Below are 15618 nucleotides of genomic sequence, written 5' to 3' on the forward strand. Positions count from 1 at the left end.
GCCTACGGTGGCGCCAAGCAGCGGCATGTTCCGCATGCTGGATTCCCACAGGTGGACAAATCCCGCGGGGTACGAATATACTAGGATACGAGCATTTTTCTTTGCCAAGCCGCGCAACGACGGCTCTGGCGCGAAACGAATCGGAACGGACAGGGCGACGGTAAAGCGATGAAGATCGAGGATTTGCAGGCCAACGCCCGCCGGGCGAGTGCGCTGTTGAAGGCGATGTGCAACGAGCGGCGCCTGCTCATCTTGTGCCATTTGAGCCAGGGCGAACGGTCGGTGGGCGAATTGGAGGATCTGGTCGGCCTCAGCCAGTCGGCGCTGTCCCAGCATCTTGCCCGCCTGCGCAACGACAATCTGGTCCGCACGCGGCGCAGCGCCCAGAACATCTACTACTCGCTGAACGGGCATGAGGCGCAGACCATCATGACCACCTTGCACGGCCTCTACTGCACGCAGACCGCCGAGGATATCGCCGAAACTTCCGAAGATGAGGAGCGCAACATCGACCAGACCACCGACCGTTCCGACCTGCGCGCCGCCGCAGCCGGCTGACCGCCCGAGACCGAACGGGCGCCGCCGATCGAGCGCCCTTGATTGTAAGCTACGGGCCTCAGCCGCGCGTCCGCAGCGCCGCGGCCGCCAATGCCACCCAGCCCAGCATGAGGCACCATCCACCGGCCGGGGCCGTCATCGGCACCGGCAGCGGCCCGACCGTCGCCAGCGCATAGAGCGTGCCGCAGAACAGCAGGATCCCGGCGACGAACAGCCAGCCGGCGATCCGCAGGGTCAGACCTCCCATCCGGCCGCCCCCTATCCGCCCACCAAGCGCGACCAGCAGGACGAGCGCCAACGCATGGGCCATCTGGTACTGCCCGGCGATGCGGAACCATTCCTGGGCCTGCGACTGGGCGGCCAGCGCGTGGCTGGCATAGGCGCCGGTGCCGACCGCCATGGCGCCATTCAGTGCGGCGAAGACGATCCAGATGCGGTCGATCAGTCCCAAGGGGTGTTGTCCTTCCCGTCCTCGCTCCTCCCGGCCCATGTGCAGGGCCGGGGGGCGGTGCTATCCTGTCGCCTGTCTACACGCAGGCCCCGCGCCCGAGCAAGAAAGCACGATGTCCTCCCCTGCATCCGCACCCCTGGTCAGTATCGTCACGCCAACTTGGCAGCGGGAGGAGTTTCTGCCCCGCCTGCACGCCTGCATCCAGGCGCAGACCCATGGCGAGATCGAGTGGCTGGTGTTCGACGACAGCCCGCGTCCCTCGGCCTATCTGAAGCCGCTGACAAATCCGCGGCTGAAGTATTTCTACTCTCCCAGCCGCTACGCCATCGGCGAGAAGCGCAACATCCTGGCTGAGCATGCCAGGGGATCGGTGATCGTCCACATGGACGACGACGATTTCTATGCGCCGGCCTATGTGGAGCGCATGCTGGGCTGGCTGGAACAGGGGTACGATCTCGTCAAGCTGTCGGGCTGGTTCCTCTACAGCGTGCCGCACCGACGCTTCGGTTATTGGGATACGGCACTCGGCGGATCGCATCATCGCTGGGGCCGGCAGATTTGCGGCTATGTCGAAGCGCCGGATGCCCCTTTCTCGCCCGACAATCTCGATGGGTATGGCTTCTCCTACGCCTACCGCCGGCTGGTCTGGGAGACTGCGCGCTTTCCGGCGGTGAACGCCTGCGAGGACGCGCCGTTCGTGAAGGCTGCCCGCGAGCGCTTCCGCGTTGGCGCCTTTCCGGATGCGGAGGGGCTGTGCCTGCACACGCTGCATGCCCGCAGTACCAGCCTGTGCCTGCCGCAATACGAGCTGCCGCCGCTGCTGATCGAACGGCTGTTCGGCCCGGAAGCCGCCGCCTACACCTGAACGTCGAGGAACATGCCGCGGCGGTAGTTGCGCGGCAGGGTCAGCACGCCGTTGACCACCAGGGCGGCGAGTTCGCGCAGGGTCGGAACCCGCTGACGCCCCTGCTGGACGGCGCCCTCTGCCCGGGCGCGCGCACCTGACGCGGGGACGCGCCCGCCACCGGAGTCGGGGCGGATCGGTTCGTTCGAACGGTCGCCAGTGCGTCGGGTCTCTACCATGCCCGATCATTTACCATAAATGCCCGGACCGGAAAAGAGGCGCGCGCGGTGAAATTCGCTGTCCACCCCCATAACCAAAGCAATAGGACGAAATCTTTTGGAGCCGGGTGGAATGAAAGCGGGAATGGCGACGTTCATCGGCTCATGAGGGGACAAGATACCCCCGACACCAGGAGGACGCCGGAATGACTGGCCGCTTTGGTACTGGATTGAAAGCCGTGGTTCTGGGCGCTCTGGTCGCCGGATCGATGCTGGGTGCTTCCGTCAGCACCGCCGCCGCCCATGATGGCTGGCGTGATGGCTGGCGGGGCGATCGTGGCCGCGAATGGCGGGATGGCCCGCCGGACTGGCGCGGCGGCTGGAACCGCCCGCACCATCGCCACTGGCGGGAGCGCGGCGCCTATTACGCCCCGCCCCCGGTGATCTACGCGCCGCCGCCCGTGGTTTACGCGCCGCCCCCGCCGCCGCGGGTGATCTATGCTCCGCCGCCCGTCGTCTATGCGCCGCAGCCGGTGGTTCCGGGCTTCGGCCTGAGCGTCAACATCCGCTGATCCACTGCTGACCGCACACCGGCACCAAAAAGGACGGCTTCCGGCGGAGCGCCCACCGCATTATGGTGCGCGCCGTTCGGTAAAGCCGCCCCGCCGGGGCGCAGCAGCCAGGGAGACGGCATTTGCGGGTTCTTAGTGTGTGCGCCGCGGTGGTGGGCAGCCTTTCGATCGCCTGCGGGATCGCGACCTCCGCCAGTGCGGCGGAGCCGCGCCTGATGGCGGCGCTGGGCAACACCGTGCTGACAATGACCGACATCGGGCCGAAGCACACCCAGGTGGCGGTGAACGACAAGCCGGTGTTCGACGACAAGGAGAGCGACCTGCTGTCCTTCGTCGGTGCCTATTCGATGAAGGACCGCTGGATCGCCCTGTTTCAGTCCGACACCGGTGCCAAGGACTGCCCGACCCGCTTCCGCATCCTGGAGGTCGGCGGCCCGCAGCCGACGGTCTCCTACCCCTTCGGCTCGTGCAGCGATGCCGCCCAGGTCACCATCGACAACGACACCCTGACGGTTTCCATGCCCCAGCCGGGTGGCGGGGCGGACGCCGCCTGGACTTATCGCAACGGCAAGATCGGCCGCAGCAAGTAGGCGTCAACCGGTGCGGGACCTGCGGCCGAGGCCATGCTGGGTCCCGTATCCTTCGCCACACCCTCGATTGACGACGACTGGCGCAGCTTTTAAGGTCCGGACCTCCGCACATTCCCGTTCCGGGACAGGAAGTTCGCCCCAGAAAGTTCGCCCAATGACTGCCAGCAGCGCCAGCCGGCCCAGCCGCCGGCCCAACACTCCGCTCTTCTCCTCGGGTCCCTGCGCGAAGCGTCCGGGCTGGTCGCTCGACGCGCTGGACGGCGCGCTGCTCGGCCGCTCCCACCGCTCCAAGCCGGGCAAGGCCAAGCTGAAAGAGGTCATCGACCTCACCCGCGCGGCGCTCGGCATCCCCGGCGACTACCGCATCGGCATCGTCCCGGCCTCCGACACTGGTGCGGTGGAGATGGCTCTGTGGTCGATGCTGGGCGCCCGCGGCGTCGATATGCTGGCCTGGGAAAGCTTCGGCAAGGAATGGGTCACCGACGTCGCCAAGCAGTTGAAGCTGCCGGACGTCCGCAACCTGATCGCCCCCTATGGCGAGCTGCCGGACCTGTCGACGGTCGATTTCAGCCGGGACGTCGTCTTCACCTGGAACGGCACCACCGCCGGCGTACGGGTGGCAGACGGCGACTGGATCGCCGACGACCGTGAGGGGCTGACCATCTGCGACGCCACCTCGGCCGCCTTCGCCATGGCGCTGCCCTGGCACAAGATCGACGTCGCCACCTGGTCCTGGCAGAAGGTGCTGGGCGGCGAGGCGGCGCACGGCATGCTGGTGCTGAGCCCGCGCGCGGTGGAACGGCTGGAGAGCTTCCAGCCCGACCGGCCGCTGCCCAAGATCTTCCGCATGACCAAGAACGGCAAGCTGATCGAAGGCATCTTCGAAGGCGACACCATCAACACCCCGTCGATGCTCTGCGTCGAGGATGCCATCGACGGCCTGCGCTGGGCCCTGTCGCTGGGCGGCCTGACACAGCTGATCCGCCGGTCGGAGCAGAATCTGCGCATCGTCGCCGAATGGGTGGAGACCAGCAGCTGGGCCGGGTTCCTGGCGACGGATCCGGCGAACCGCTCCTGCACCTCGATCTGCCTGCGCTTCACCGATCCAGAGGTGACCGCCCTGTCGGAGGAGGCCCAGGCCGCCTTCGCCAAGAAGCTGTCCGCCCTGCTGGAAAAGGAAGAGGCCGCCTTCGACGCCGGTTCCTACCGCGATGCGCCTCCCGGCCTGCGGCTGTGGGGCGGCGCCACGGTGGAGAATGAGGATATGGAGGCAGTCCTGCCCTGGCTCGACTGGGCTTACGCCACCGTGAAGGCCGAGACGTTCGGTCCCAACAAGCAGGGCTGAAGCCGGAACGGGTCCAGTCCGACCAAGCGCAAGCCGGACTGTCGTCCACAGCATCTTCCGCAGCCGTCGAACGGCCCCGCCGTGGCACAACCGCCACAGCGGGGCTTTTCGCGTGGGCTGATATTGTGCTTTGCAGCAAAGGATCCGGTCAGGCAACCGTTCGCACACAGCAGCATTTATGCACCAGTGTGACCGGCGTGACTCGCGTTCGAACCTCACAAGCTTGACCATGGTTATCCACAGAACCGTGGACAAGGTGGTGGATAACCCTGTTGAACCATCGGCCCCGCCTGTCCGGAAACTGTCATGGAGGAAATGCGGCCGATTCGCCCCCGCCATCGCCGGACGGGCGACGCCGCCTCCCCTGTTGGGGGCCCTCCCTATCCCGAAGATGGTCTGGCAAACCGCCGGTTGTGTCCCGACTCTTGAATGGGATTTCCGGCGACCCCGCTGCACTGCGGCAAAGCCGGTGCAACGAAGGAAGGGCTTGTACCGACCATGGCGCACTACCTCATCACCGGCGGCTGCGGTTTCATCGGCTCGCATCTGGCCGACCGGCTGCTGGCCGACGGGCATCGGGTGACGATCCTCGACAACCTGTCGAGCGGCAGGCTGGAGAACAAGCCAAGCGCCGCGAAGCTGGTGGTGGGCGACGTGGCCGATCCCGACGCGGTGCGCGAGGCGATGGCCGGCGATGCCGGCGAGGGGGTCGACGGCGTCTTCCACCTTGCCGCCGTGGCGTCGGTCCAGAAATCGCGGGAGTTGTGGGCGGAAACCCACCGCACCAACCTGCTGGGCACCGTCACCGTGTTCGAGGCGGCGCGCGACGCCAAGCGCGGCGGTCCGATCCCGGTGGTCTACGCCTCCTCTGCCGCCATCTATGGCGACAACAGCAACACCCCGCTGAATGAGGACGAGTTGCCGCGCCCGCTGTCCGCCTATGGCGTCGACAAGCTGGGGTGCGAGATGCACGCCCGTGTCGCCTGGGCGATCCAGGGGGTGCCGACGGTCGGCTTCCGCTTCTTCAACGTCTACGGTCCGCGCCAAGATCCGATGTCGCCCTATTCCGGCGTGATTTCCATCTTCGCCCGCCGGGTCGCCCGCGGCGAGGATGTGGAGATCCATGGCGACGGCCAGCAGGTCCGCGACTTCGTCTTCGTCGGCGACGTGGTGCGCATCCTGGCGCTGGCGATGGAGCGGCGCTTTGCCGGGGCGCAGGTCTACAACCTCTGCACCGGCCGCGCGACGTCGCTGGTGATGCTGCTGGAGGTGTTGCAGGAGCTGTGTGGCAGCAAGGTCCGCCGGCGCCACACCGAACCACGCGCCGGCGACATCCGCGTGTCGATCGGCGACCCGTCGCTGCTGCGCTCCACCTTCGACACCGTGTGCCAGATCGGCCTGCTCCAGGGCCTGAGCGCCACCCTGACCGGCCGCATGCCTTGAGGTTGAATCCGATACCGGGGTATGAGGGGGCAGATTAAACTCCGTCTCCCGCCCCGGGAGAGGACGCCGCCATCAGGATGAGCGAACCATGGCCCGCCGCCGATCCCTTCCCATCCGGGCGCTGCTGATCGTCCTCGCGATCCTCGCCGTCGTCGCGGTGGCCGAGCGGCTCCACATCATCCCGCCCGGTACCCTCGACCGTCTGCTGGGCGAGGAAACCCACCGCCCCCGCCAGCCGCGTAAGCAGGAGCCCGCTGAACCGCCCCCGCCGGTCGTCGCCCGCCCCGCCGACCGGATCGACTATGCCGAGGTCGCCCGCCAGCTCGACGGCATCCGGGTGGAGCCCGAAAAGCGCAAGGGCTATCAGCGCGAGGAATGGCCGCACTGGCTGGCACTCGACGGCGGTTGCCTGAATGCCCGCGAGAAGGTGTTGATCCGCGACTCCCGTCGCCCGGCGACGCTCGACGCCAAGGGCTGCGGCGTGAAGTCCGGCGACTGGCTCGATCCCTACACCGCCGAGCGCTACACCGACCCGCAGATGGTCGACATCGACCACCGCGTGCCGCTGGAGGAGGCCTATGCCAGCGGCGGCTATGACTGGAGCCGGGAGAAGCGCGCCGCCTACGCCAACGACACCAGCGATCCGCTGACCCTGCTGGTTTCAAGCCGCGAGGCCAACCGCGCCAAGGGCTCCAAGGGGCCGGAGGAGTGGCTGCCGCCCAAGCGTGACGGCATCTGCCTCTATGTCGCCGACTGGGTCCTGGTGAAGGCGCGCTGGAGCCTGACCATGGATGAGCGGGAGCGGGTGACCGTCGGCAACATCTTGAACGACTGCCGCGCCTCGGCCGGGCAGCAGCGCTGACGCAGCCCTGTGCTGTGCTTTGTCAGGCAAATCACCGGTTCCGCTTTACTTTCCGCCTGAAAATCGCCAGGCCAAAGGTTGGAAGGCCGAAAACGGGAAGCGGGCGACAACAAGCCGCTCCCGACAGCCATTGCGGGCGGCTGACCCATAGGCTATGCACCCCCGCATGAGTGCCGACACCCTTCCCGATTCCGCCCTGCCCAGTTCTGTTCTGTCCCGGTCATCCACCGTCACGCCATCGGTGGCGGAGGTGCGGCGTGCCACTGGCATCGGCTCCATCGCCATCCTGCTGTGGGCGACGGCGGCGCTGCTGACCTCGATGTCCAGCGCCATGCCGCCGCTGCAACTGGTGGCGGTCACCTTCGGGCTCGCCTTCCTGACCGGCAGCAGCGTCGCGGTTCTGCGTGGCCGCAGCGTGATCGGCGCCCTGCGCCAGCCGCTACCCGTCTGGCTGGTCGGCGTCGGCGGACTGTTCGGCTATCACGCCTGCCTGTTCCTTGCCTTCCATCTGGCGCCATCGGCAGCGGTGGAGGTCAATCTCATCAACTATCTCTGGCCGCTCTGCATCGTCCTGTTCTCCGCCCTGCTGCCGGGGGAGCGGCTGAAGGCCGCCCATGTGGCCGGCGCACTGTGCGGGCTGGCCGGCACCGCGCTGATCGTTTCCGGAAGAGGCGGCGGGCTGCACCTGGACGCCGGCACCCTGGGGGGCAACCTGCCCGCCTACGGTGCGGCTTTGGCGGCGGCACTGATCTGGGGGGCCTATTCGGTCCTGTCACGCCGCTTCGGCTCGGTCCCGACCGAGGCGGTCAGCGGTTTCTGCCTCGTCACCGCCCTGCTGGGCCTGACCGGACACCTGCTGTTCGAGGATGCCGCCGTCTGGCCGCAGGAGGCGCTGGGCTGGCTGGTCCTGCTGGCCCTCGGCATCGGTCCGGACGGGCTGGCCTTCTTCGTCTGGGACCATGGAATGAAGCGCGGCGACATCCGGGCGCTGGGCGTGCTGTCCTATGCCGTGCCGCCTGCCTCCACCCTGCTGCTGATCCTGTTCGGGCAGGCCAGCGGCGGCTGGGCCGTCTGGGCCGCCTGCGCGCTGATCGCCGGCGGGGCGCTGATGGCGAGCTGGGACATGATCCGCGGCAAGTGACAGCGATTTCATGCCCCGGCCGAGGCAAAGGGTGGTAATCGGCAAGCATCGTCCCGACCGCTTGCGAGTGCCCAAACAATGCCCGCGCGTGCGTATTCCCCACCGTCCTCTTCCGGACGTCTGTCCGCCGCCCGCCAATTCCTGTCCGATGTCTGGCGGCTGACCAAGCCCTATTGGTCGTCGGAGGAAAAATGGGCGGCGCGCGGCCTACTGGCAGCAATCGTCATCCTCAATCTGGCGGCGGTGTTCATGGATGTCTGGTTCACCCAGATCAACGCCGACATCTTCAACGCATTGCAGGAGAAGGACGAGAACGCCTTCATCCAGGCCCTGCTGGTGTTCGGCGGGCTGGCGCTGGTGTTCATCGCAGTGGCGGTCTATCGCCTCTACCTGAACCAGATGCTGCAAATCCGCTGGCGCCGCTGGCTGACCGAGCGCTATCTCGGCGACTGGCTGGAGAACCAGACCTATTACCGCCTGCAATTCGCCAACACCAGCACCGACAACCCCGATCAGCGCATCGCCGAGGATCTGCGCAGCTTCGTTCAGCTGACGCTGAGCCTGTCGCTGGGCTTCATGACCAATCTGGTTTCGCTGGTTTCCTTCCTCGCCATCCTGTGGAGCCTATCCGGCTCGGTCACCATCCCCTGGCTCGGCATCGACCTGCCCGGCTACATGGTGTGGGTGGCGCTGGTCTATGCCGTGGGCGGCACCTGGATCACACACATGATCGGCAAGCCGCTCGCCCGGCTCAGCTTCGATCAGCAGCGGTACGAGGCCGACTTCCGCTTCTCCCTGGTCCGCCTGCGCGAGAATGCCGAGAGCGTCGCCCTGCAACAGGGCGAGGTGCAGGAGGCGCGCGGCTTCGGCGACCGTTTCGCCCGCGTCGTCGCCAACTGGTGGTCGCTGATGCGCACGCAGAAGCGGCTGGTCTGGTTCACCTCCGCCTATGGGCAGATCGCCATCATCTTCCCGCTGCTGGTCGCCGCCCCGCGCTATTTCAGCGGCGCCCTGCCGCTGGGATCGCTGATGCAGACCTCGCAGGCCTTCGGGCAGGTGCAGGGGGCTATGTCCTGGTTCATCGACGCCTATGTGAACCTCGCCGACTGGCACGCCACCACCAGCCGCCTGACCGGCTTCCACCACGCTGTCGCGACCGTCCGCGCCAGTGCCCGCGACCATGCCGGGGTGGAGCGCACTGCTGCGGCAAACGGCGCCCTGACGCTGGACGGGCTCGCCCTGACCCTGCCGGACGGCGGTACGCCGCTGGTCCGCGCCGACCTGACGGTGCAGCCGGGCGAGTCCCTTCTGATCACCGGCCCGTCGGGGTCGGGCAAGAGCACCCTGCTGCGTGCCATCGCCGGCATCTGGCCCTTCGGCCGCGGCCGGATCGCGCTGCCAAGCGGCATTATGGCGGCTGGCAGCGCCACCACGTCAAACGGCAGCATGGTCCTGCCGCAGAAGCCCTACCTGCCCATCGGATCCCTGCGCGCCGCCGTCACCTACCCCGCCACTCCCGACGCCTTCCCGGACGAGGCGGTGCGCGAGGTGCTGGATGCCGTCGGCATGGCCGGTTTCGCCGACCGACTGGCGGAGGACGACCACTGGTCGCAACGGCTGTCCGGCGGCGAGCAGCAGCGCATCGCCATCGCCCGTGCCCTTCTGCACAAGCCCGACTGGCTCTATCTCGACGAGGCGACCTCGGCCTGCGATCCGGAGACGGAGGAGCGGCTCTATGGCCTGCTGCGCGCCCGCCTGCCCGGCACGACGCTGGTCAGCATCGGCCACCGTCCCAGCCTCGCCGCTTTCCACGACCGGCGGATGACGGTCCGGCGCAACGGAGATGGGGTCGCAGAATTGGCGGCGGTGTGAGCTAAGCCTGAGGCTGCTCCCCCCGTGCCTCGGCCAGCAGCCATTGACGGAAGGCGGCGAAGGGCGGGTGGTTGGCCTTGCCGCGGGGGTGGACGAGGTAATAGGCCCGCGCGCTGCGGTGGGGCCGGTCGATGGCGGGGAGCAGGGTGCCGTCATCAAGCTCGGCACGGACCAGCAGGGTCGGCAGCAGGGCGACGCCCAGCCCGGCCTCGGCCGCCTGGGCGGTGGTGGCGAACTGTTCGAACACCATGCCGGCACCGGGCCGCGGAGGCAGCCCCTGGGCCGACAGCCACTCGTTCCACGCGTCGGCGCGCGTGCTTGTGTGCAGCAGCGGCAGGGACAGCAGGTCCCCCGGCTCCGCCACCGGATGCGCCTTGAGGAATGCAGGGGAGCAGACCGGCAGCACCTCCTCGTCCAGCAGATGGTCGCAGATGGCGTCGGGCCAGTCGCCGAAGCCGTAATGGATGGCTGCATCCAGATCGTGCAGACGGAAATCGAAAGGCGCCAGCTTGGTGGTGAAGTGGATCGTCACCTGCGGGTGCGCCGTCTGGAAGGCCGGCAGCCGCGGCACCAGCCAGCGCGTGCCGAAGGTCGGCAGGATGGCAAGGTTCAGCACGCCGCCCTTTGGTGCTGCGATGGTCCGCACCGTGGCCGCTGCGATCTGGCGCAGCGCGTCGCGGATCGGATCGGCATAGAGCGCGCCGGTCGGGGTCAGCGTCACCCGTTGGCCCTTGCGGATGAACAGGGCGGTGCCGATCTGGTCCTCCAGCGCCTTGATCTGCCGGCTGACCGCCCCTTGCGTCAGCGACAGTTCCGCCGCCGCCGCGGTGAAGCTGCCGGTGCGGGCCGCCGCCTCGAAGGCGGACAGCATGCTCATGGACGGGAGAAGGCGGCGCTGCAGATCCATGACGACCTCATTACCAAAGCTCATGACCTATGGAAAGAAAGTCGTTTGCACCCTGGCGCACGGCACGGCACGCTCGATATCCTGGAGATCCGGAAAATTCCCATAGGCACGGCGGGGCGGGTTCGCGATGAAGACGGGTGGTCAGTTGATCGTCGAGGCGCTGGAGGCGCAGGGCGTGCGGCGGGTGTTCGGCGTGCCGGGCGAGAGCTATCTCGCCGTGCTGGATGCCCTGCACGACAGCCCGATCGAGATGGTCGTCGCCCGCCACGAAGGCGGTGCGGCGATGATGGCGGAGGCGCAGGCCAAGTTGACCGGCCGCCCCGGCGTCTGCCTCGTCACCCGCGGCCCCGGCGCCACCAATGCCGCCTCCGGCATCCATGTCGCCCAGCAGGACGAAACCCCGCTGGTCGTGCTGGTCGGCCAGATCGAGCGCGGCATGCGCGGCCGCGACGCCTTCCAGGAGGTGGATTACGGCAAGCTTTTCGGCGGCATGTGCAAATGGGTCGCCGAGATCGACAGCGCCGACCGCGTGCCGGAGATGATCTCCCGCGCCTTCCACACCGCGATGGCCGGCCGCCCCGGCCCGGTCGTGCTGGCCCTGCCGGAAGATACGCTGACGGAAACCGCGGACGTGCCCGTTGCCCCGCGCGCGGAGACGGTCGATGGCGCCCCCACCCCGGCGCAGGTGGCGTCCTTCGGCGCCCTGCTGGCCAAGGCGGAACGGCCGCTGCTGGTCGTCGGCGGTTCCCGCTGGACCGAGGAGTCGGTCGCCGAACTTCAGCGTTTCGCGGAACGGCTGGCCCTGCCGGTCGCCGTGACCTTCCGCCGCCAGATGCTGTTCGACCATTGCCACCCGCTTTATGCCGGCGACATCGGGCTGGGCATCAATCCGAAGCTTTCGGCGCTGGTCAAGGACAGCGACCTGCTGGTCCTGCTGGGCGACCGTTTCTCCGAAGTGCCGTCGCAGAGCTACGACCTGCTGGGCATTCCCAATCCGGGCAAGGCGGTGGTCCACATCCACCCCGGCGCCGAGGAGATCGGCCGCGTCTATCGCCCGACGCTGGGCATGGTCGCCACGCCGGCCGCCTTCTTGGAGGCGATGGCGGGGCTCGGCGCGACGGCCAAGCCCGGCTGGGCCGCCCGCGCCGAAGCGGCCCACGCCGCTTACGATGCCTGGAGCACCCCGCCCGACGCCATCCCCGGCGACGTTCAGATGGGCCGCATCATGGCCTGGCTGGACGAGCGGCTGGGGCATGACGCCATCTTCACCAACGGCGCCGGCAACTACGCCACCTGGATCCACCGTTTCCACCGCTTCCGCCGCTTCGGCACCCAGGCGGCGCCGGTCTGCGGCTCGATGGGCTACGGCCTGCCGGCCGCCATCGCCGCCAAGCTTCAGCATCGCACCCGCGATGTCCTGTGCTTCGCTGGCGACGGCTGCTTTCAGATGACGGGGATCGAGTTCGGCACTGCCGTGCAGGAGGGCGCCGCCGTGATCGTGCTGGTCGTCGACAACGGCATGTACGGCACCATCCGCATGCATCAGGAACGCGAATATCCCGGCCGCGTGTCCGGCACCCGACTGCAGAATCCCGATTTCGCCGCCTTCGCCCGCGCCTATGGCGGACATGGCGAGACGGTGGAGACCACCGAGCAGTTCGCTCCGGCCTTCGAACGCGCCCGCGCGTCCGGCCTGCCGGCGATCATCCACATCAAGCTCGACCCCGAGGCCCTGACGCCCAGCCGGACGCTTTCCGAGATCCGTGCATCGGGCAGGGGAAAGTGATCTGAGCGAATACCTCCCTCTCCCGGCATGGGACAGGGAACATCATATGCCTCGCTTTTTGACCCAAGGAGCCACCCCGGTGCAGCACAGCGACATCCTCTCCCGTTTCGGCCTGACCTCCAGCGGAGCCGGGCTCACCGCCCGTTCGCCGGTCGACGGCGCCACGCTCGCCACGGTGGCGGAGACCGCGCCGTCGCAGGTTTCGGACATCGTCGCCAACGCCGCCCGCGCCTTCGAGGCGTGGCGCTCGGTGCCGGCCCCGCGCCGCGGCGAACTGGTCCGCCTGCTGGGCGAGGAGCTGCGCGCCGCCAAGGAGGATCTGGGCCGTCTGGTTTCGCTGGAAGCCGGCAAGATCTACCAGGAAGGCCTGGGCGAAGTGCAGGAGATGATCGACATCTGCGACTTCGCCGTCGGCCTGTCGCGCCAGCTCTACGGCCTGACCATCGCGTCGGAGCGTCCGGGCCATACGATGCGCGAGACCTGGCACCCGGCCGGCCCCTGCCTCGTCATCTCCGCCTTCAACTTCCCGGTGGCGGTGTGGTCGTGGAATGCCGCCCTGGCGCTGGTTTGCGGCGACCCGGTCGTCTGGAAGCCGTCGGAAAAGACCCCGCTGACCGCCGCCGCCTGCCAGGTGATCTTCGACCGCGCCGTCGCCCGCTTCGGCGATGCCCCGGCCAACCTGTCCCAGATCGTCCAGGGCGGCCGTGAGGTCGGCGAGGCGCTGGTCGCCCACCCCGGCTTCCCCATCGTCTCGGCCACTGGTTCCACCCGCATGGGCCGCGAGGTCGCCAAGGTGGTGGCGGAGCGCTTCGGCCGCTCGATCCTGGAACTGGGCGGCAACAACGCCATGATCGTCGCGCCGTCGGCCGACCTCGACATGGCGCTGCGCGCCATCCTGTTCTCCGCCGTCGGCACCTGCGGCCAGCGCTGCACCACGCTGCGCCGCCTGATCGTCCACCGCTCGGTCAAGGACCAGCTGCTGCCGCGCCTGAAGGCGGCCTACGCCTCCGTTCCCATCGGCAGCCCGCTGGAGGCCGGCGTGCTGATGGGTCCGCTGGTCGACGCCGACGCCTTCAAGGCGATGCAGCGCGCGCTGGAGGCTGCCAAGGCCGAGGGCGGCGCGGTGGCCGGCGGCGAGCGCACGCTAACCGACCGTTTCCCCAACGCCTATTACGTCACTCCCGCCATCGTCGAGATGCCGGCCCAGACCGAGGTGGTCCGGCACGAGACCTTCGCGCCGATCCTCTATGTCCTGACCTACGACACGCTGGAGGAGGCCATCGCGCTTCAAAACGCCGTGCCGCAAGGGCTGTCCTCCTGCATCTTCTCCACCGACCTGCGTGAGACGGAGCGCTTCCTGTCGGCCGCCGGTTCCGACTGCGGCATCGCCAACGTCAACATCGGTCCCAGCGGTGCGGAGATCGGCGGCGCCTTCGGCGGCGAGAAGGAGACCGGCGGCGGCCGCGAATCCGGTTCCGACTCGTGGAAGGCCTACATGCGCCGCCAGACCGCGACGGTGAACTACTCCTCCGCGCTGCCGCTCGCCCAGGGCATCAAGTTCGAGATCGGCTGAGGCTTTTCCGGCCGGGACGGAGCCGCCATTGGCGAGCCTGTCCCGGCCGGATCGGCACGCGTATCAGATCGCCAGCCTCCCCCGGACCGCTTCGGCCTTGGCCGTCAGGTCCTGGGGAGGCAGCCGGCCGATCAGCAGGGCGGCATGGTCCTGCCCGTTCCAATAGGCGATGGACAGCCCACCACGCATTTCCTGCTCCACCCCGCGCACGGTGCCGGGACGGCGCAGGATGCAGAGTGCCAGCGGACCGCTACGCGGATCGAGATAGGTGATCTGGGCGAGCGGCATGTCGTCATAGGATAGAATTTGCGCCCGGCGGAATTCCGCTCCGGCGACCTCCACCGCCTCCGGCGTCAAGGACAGGTTGAGCGGCCGGTTCAGGGCGGCGAGCTGTGCCGACTGGGCGTCATGGCCGGGCGTGGCCCCGCCCAGCGTTTCCCGCGTGTACAACCCCATATATTGAGCGACCACACCATGCCAGTGGTGCTCCCGGTCCGGCCCGCCGTCATCGTCGGCCAAGTCGTCGCCGTCGCCGGTTCCGAACAGCCGGACCAGAAGCCGGTCGCCCAGCACGCCCGCCATCACCGATGCGGCGATGGCGCCGAACAGTCGGCGGCGTGTCAGCGGAACGACCGCGTTGGCAGCAACCGGCGGCGCGGCCATTCCGTCGAGCATGCGTTGCAGATCCGCCGTCGGGGCGGCGTCCAGCAGGGGTTGGAATGCCTCGCCATAGGGCAGGCTGGCGCGGGAAAGATGCTCCACCCTCGCGGCGACCGCCGGATCGCGCTCGATCAGGTCGAGCAGGCGGGCGCGATGCTCCTCCTCCAGTTCGCCGTCGATGAAGGCGGTCAGTTCCTCGTCGGAGGGCATCGCGGACTCGTCGTTCTCTCCGGTCATTTTGCCGCTCCGTCGCTCATCCTGTCCGCCAGCTTTGCCCGTGCCGCCGCCAGACGGCTCATCACCGTTCCGACCGGCACGTCGAGAACCGCGGCAACCTCGCGGTAGGTCAGGCCTTCCACATAGGCGAGGAACACGGCTGCCCGCTGCGCTTCCGGCAGATCGCCGACCAGCCTCATCACCTGCCCGGCCAGAACCTTCGCCTCGGTCTCGCGCGCGCCGTCGACTTCCAGGCTCGTCTCCGCCTCGACGGTTCCCTGGCCGAAGCGGACACGGCGGGCCCGGACCTCGTTCAGCCAGACCGAGTTCAGGATGGAGAACAGCCAATGGTCGATGCGGGATCCGGGCTGGAACTGGCCGTGCCGCTCCAATGCCCGCAGGCAGGTCTGCTGCACCAGATCGTCCGCCCAGTCGCGCTGCCGCGACAGGACGAAGCCATAGCGCCAAAGGCGCGGCAAGGTGACGGACAAGCCGTGCTTGACTTCCGCTTCGCTTGCGATCTCACCGCCCCCTCGCATGGCATCCGGGCCGATCCGGTCCTTTCGGCACTGTACCGGCC

16 protein-coding genes are annotated in these 15618 nt (G+C 68.3%); 11 read left to right on the forward strand and 5 right to left on the reverse strand.

The window, feature by feature from the left end:
* Positions 1-168: 168 nt before the first annotated feature.
* A complete protein-coding gene (locus tag ABNQ38_RS11300) occupies positions 169-558 on the forward strand; it encodes an ArsR/SmtB family transcription factor (protein ID WP_377806928.1) in 390 nt (129 codons plus the stop codon).
* A 58-nt stretch (positions 559-616) separates the two neighbouring features.
* On the opposite strand, the gene ABNQ38_RS11305 is transcribed toward ABNQ38_RS11300, so the two are convergent.
* Complete coding sequence (locus ABNQ38_RS11305; RefSeq protein ID WP_377806930.1) at positions 617-1009, reverse strand: DUF423 domain-containing protein; 393 nt, start codon at positions 1007-1009, stop codon at positions 617-619.
* A gap of 112 nt (positions 1010-1121) precedes the next feature.
* Between ABNQ38_RS11305 and ABNQ38_RS11310 the strand changes: the two genes are divergently transcribed.
* Complete coding sequence (locus tag ABNQ38_RS11310; protein ID WP_377806932.1) at positions 1122-1874, forward strand: glycosyltransferase family 2 protein; 753 nt, start codon at positions 1122-1124, stop codon at positions 1872-1874.
* Here the strand turns inward: ABNQ38_RS11310 and ABNQ38_RS11315 are convergent.
* Complete coding sequence (locus ABNQ38_RS11315; protein ID WP_109048714.1) at positions 1865-2092, reverse strand: hypothetical protein; 228 nt, start codon at positions 2090-2092, stop codon at positions 1865-1867. The two genes, ABNQ38_RS11310 and ABNQ38_RS11315, sit on opposite strands and share 10 nt — an antisense overlap.
* Before the next feature lie 185 nt (positions 2093-2277).
* Here ABNQ38_RS11315 and ABNQ38_RS11320 point away from each other — a divergent pair, with 185 nt between their 5' ends.
* From ABNQ38_RS11320 to ABNQ38_RS11350, 7 genes are all read left to right on the forward strand, one after another.
* Positions 2278-2643 (forward strand): hypothetical protein, encoded by a 366-nt coding sequence (locus ABNQ38_RS11320; RefSeq protein ID WP_377806933.1) that lies wholly within the window; start codon positions 2278-2280, stop codon positions 2641-2643.
* A gap of 122 nt (positions 2644-2765) precedes the next feature.
* Entirely contained in the window at positions 2766-3233 is a 468-nt protein-coding gene (locus ABNQ38_RS11325) for a hypothetical protein (protein ID WP_247872736.1), read from the forward strand.
* 154 nt (positions 3234-3387) lie between these two features.
* Complete coding sequence (locus ABNQ38_RS11330) at positions 3388-4578, forward strand: phosphoserine transaminase (protein WP_377806934.1); 1191 nt, start codon at positions 3388-3390, stop codon at positions 4576-4578.
* Between the two features lie 498 nt (positions 4579-5076).
* Positions 5077-6021, forward strand: coding sequence for an SDR family NAD(P)-dependent oxidoreductase (locus ABNQ38_RS11335; protein WP_377806935.1), 945 nt, complete (start codon positions 5077-5079; stop codon positions 6019-6021).
* Between the two features lie 88 nt (positions 6022-6109).
* Entirely contained in the window at positions 6110-6883 is a 774-nt protein-coding gene (locus ABNQ38_RS11340) for an HNH endonuclease (protein WP_377806936.1), read from the forward strand.
* Between the two features lie 166 nt (positions 6884-7049).
* The gene (locus tag ABNQ38_RS11345; RefSeq protein WP_377806937.1) at positions 7050-8024 is read left to right on the forward strand and encodes a DMT family transporter; all 975 of its coding nucleotides are present in this window, start codon (positions 7050-7052) and stop codon (positions 8022-8024) included.
* A 78-nt stretch (positions 8025-8102) separates the two neighbouring features.
* On the forward strand, positions 8103-9896 hold the full coding sequence (locus ABNQ38_RS11350) for an ABC transporter ATP-binding protein/permease (protein WP_377806938.1): 1794 nt from the start codon (positions 8103-8105) through the stop codon (positions 9894-9896).
* Position 9897: 1 nt separating this feature from the next.
* Here ABNQ38_RS11350 and gcvA read toward each other — a convergent pair whose 3' ends face one another.
* Complete coding sequence (gene gcvA, locus ABNQ38_RS11355) at positions 9898-10803, reverse strand: transcriptional regulator GcvA (protein WP_377806939.1); 906 nt, start codon at positions 10801-10803, stop codon at positions 9898-9900.
* A gap of 127 nt (positions 10804-10930) precedes the next feature.
* Here gcvA and ABNQ38_RS11360 point away from each other — a divergent pair, with 127 nt between their 5' ends.
* Both ABNQ38_RS11360 and ABNQ38_RS11365 read left to right on the forward strand, forming a co-directional pair.
* Positions 10931-12589 (forward strand): thiamine pyrophosphate-binding protein, encoded by a 1659-nt coding sequence (locus ABNQ38_RS11360; protein ID WP_377806940.1) that lies wholly within the window; start codon positions 10931-10933, stop codon positions 12587-12589.
* Positions 12590-12635: 46 nt separating this feature from the next.
* On the forward strand, positions 12636-14162 hold the full coding sequence (locus ABNQ38_RS11365) for an aldehyde dehydrogenase family protein (protein WP_377806941.1): 1527 nt from the start codon (positions 12636-12638) through the stop codon (positions 14160-14162).
* A gap of 63 nt (positions 14163-14225) precedes the next feature.
* On the opposite strand, the gene ABNQ38_RS11370 is transcribed toward ABNQ38_RS11365, so the two are convergent.
* Both ABNQ38_RS11370 and ABNQ38_RS11375 read right to left on the reverse strand, forming a co-directional pair.
* Complete coding sequence (locus tag ABNQ38_RS11370) at positions 14226-15059, reverse strand: anti-sigma factor family protein (RefSeq protein WP_377806943.1); 834 nt, start codon at positions 15057-15059, stop codon at positions 14226-14228.
* Positions 15056-15529, reverse strand: a complete 474-nt coding sequence (locus ABNQ38_RS11375; RefSeq protein WP_377806944.1) for an RNA polymerase sigma factor — start codon at positions 15527-15529, stop codon at positions 15056-15058. Before ABNQ38_RS11375 ends, ABNQ38_RS11370 begins: the two co-directional genes overlap by 4 nt.
* Positions 15530-15618: the final 89 nt, after the last annotated feature.

The organism is Azospirillum sp. A29 (assembly GCF_042604625.1).
Taxonomy (GTDB): domain Bacteria; phylum Pseudomonadota; class Alphaproteobacteria; order Azospirillales; family Azospirillaceae; genus Azospirillum; species Azospirillum palustre.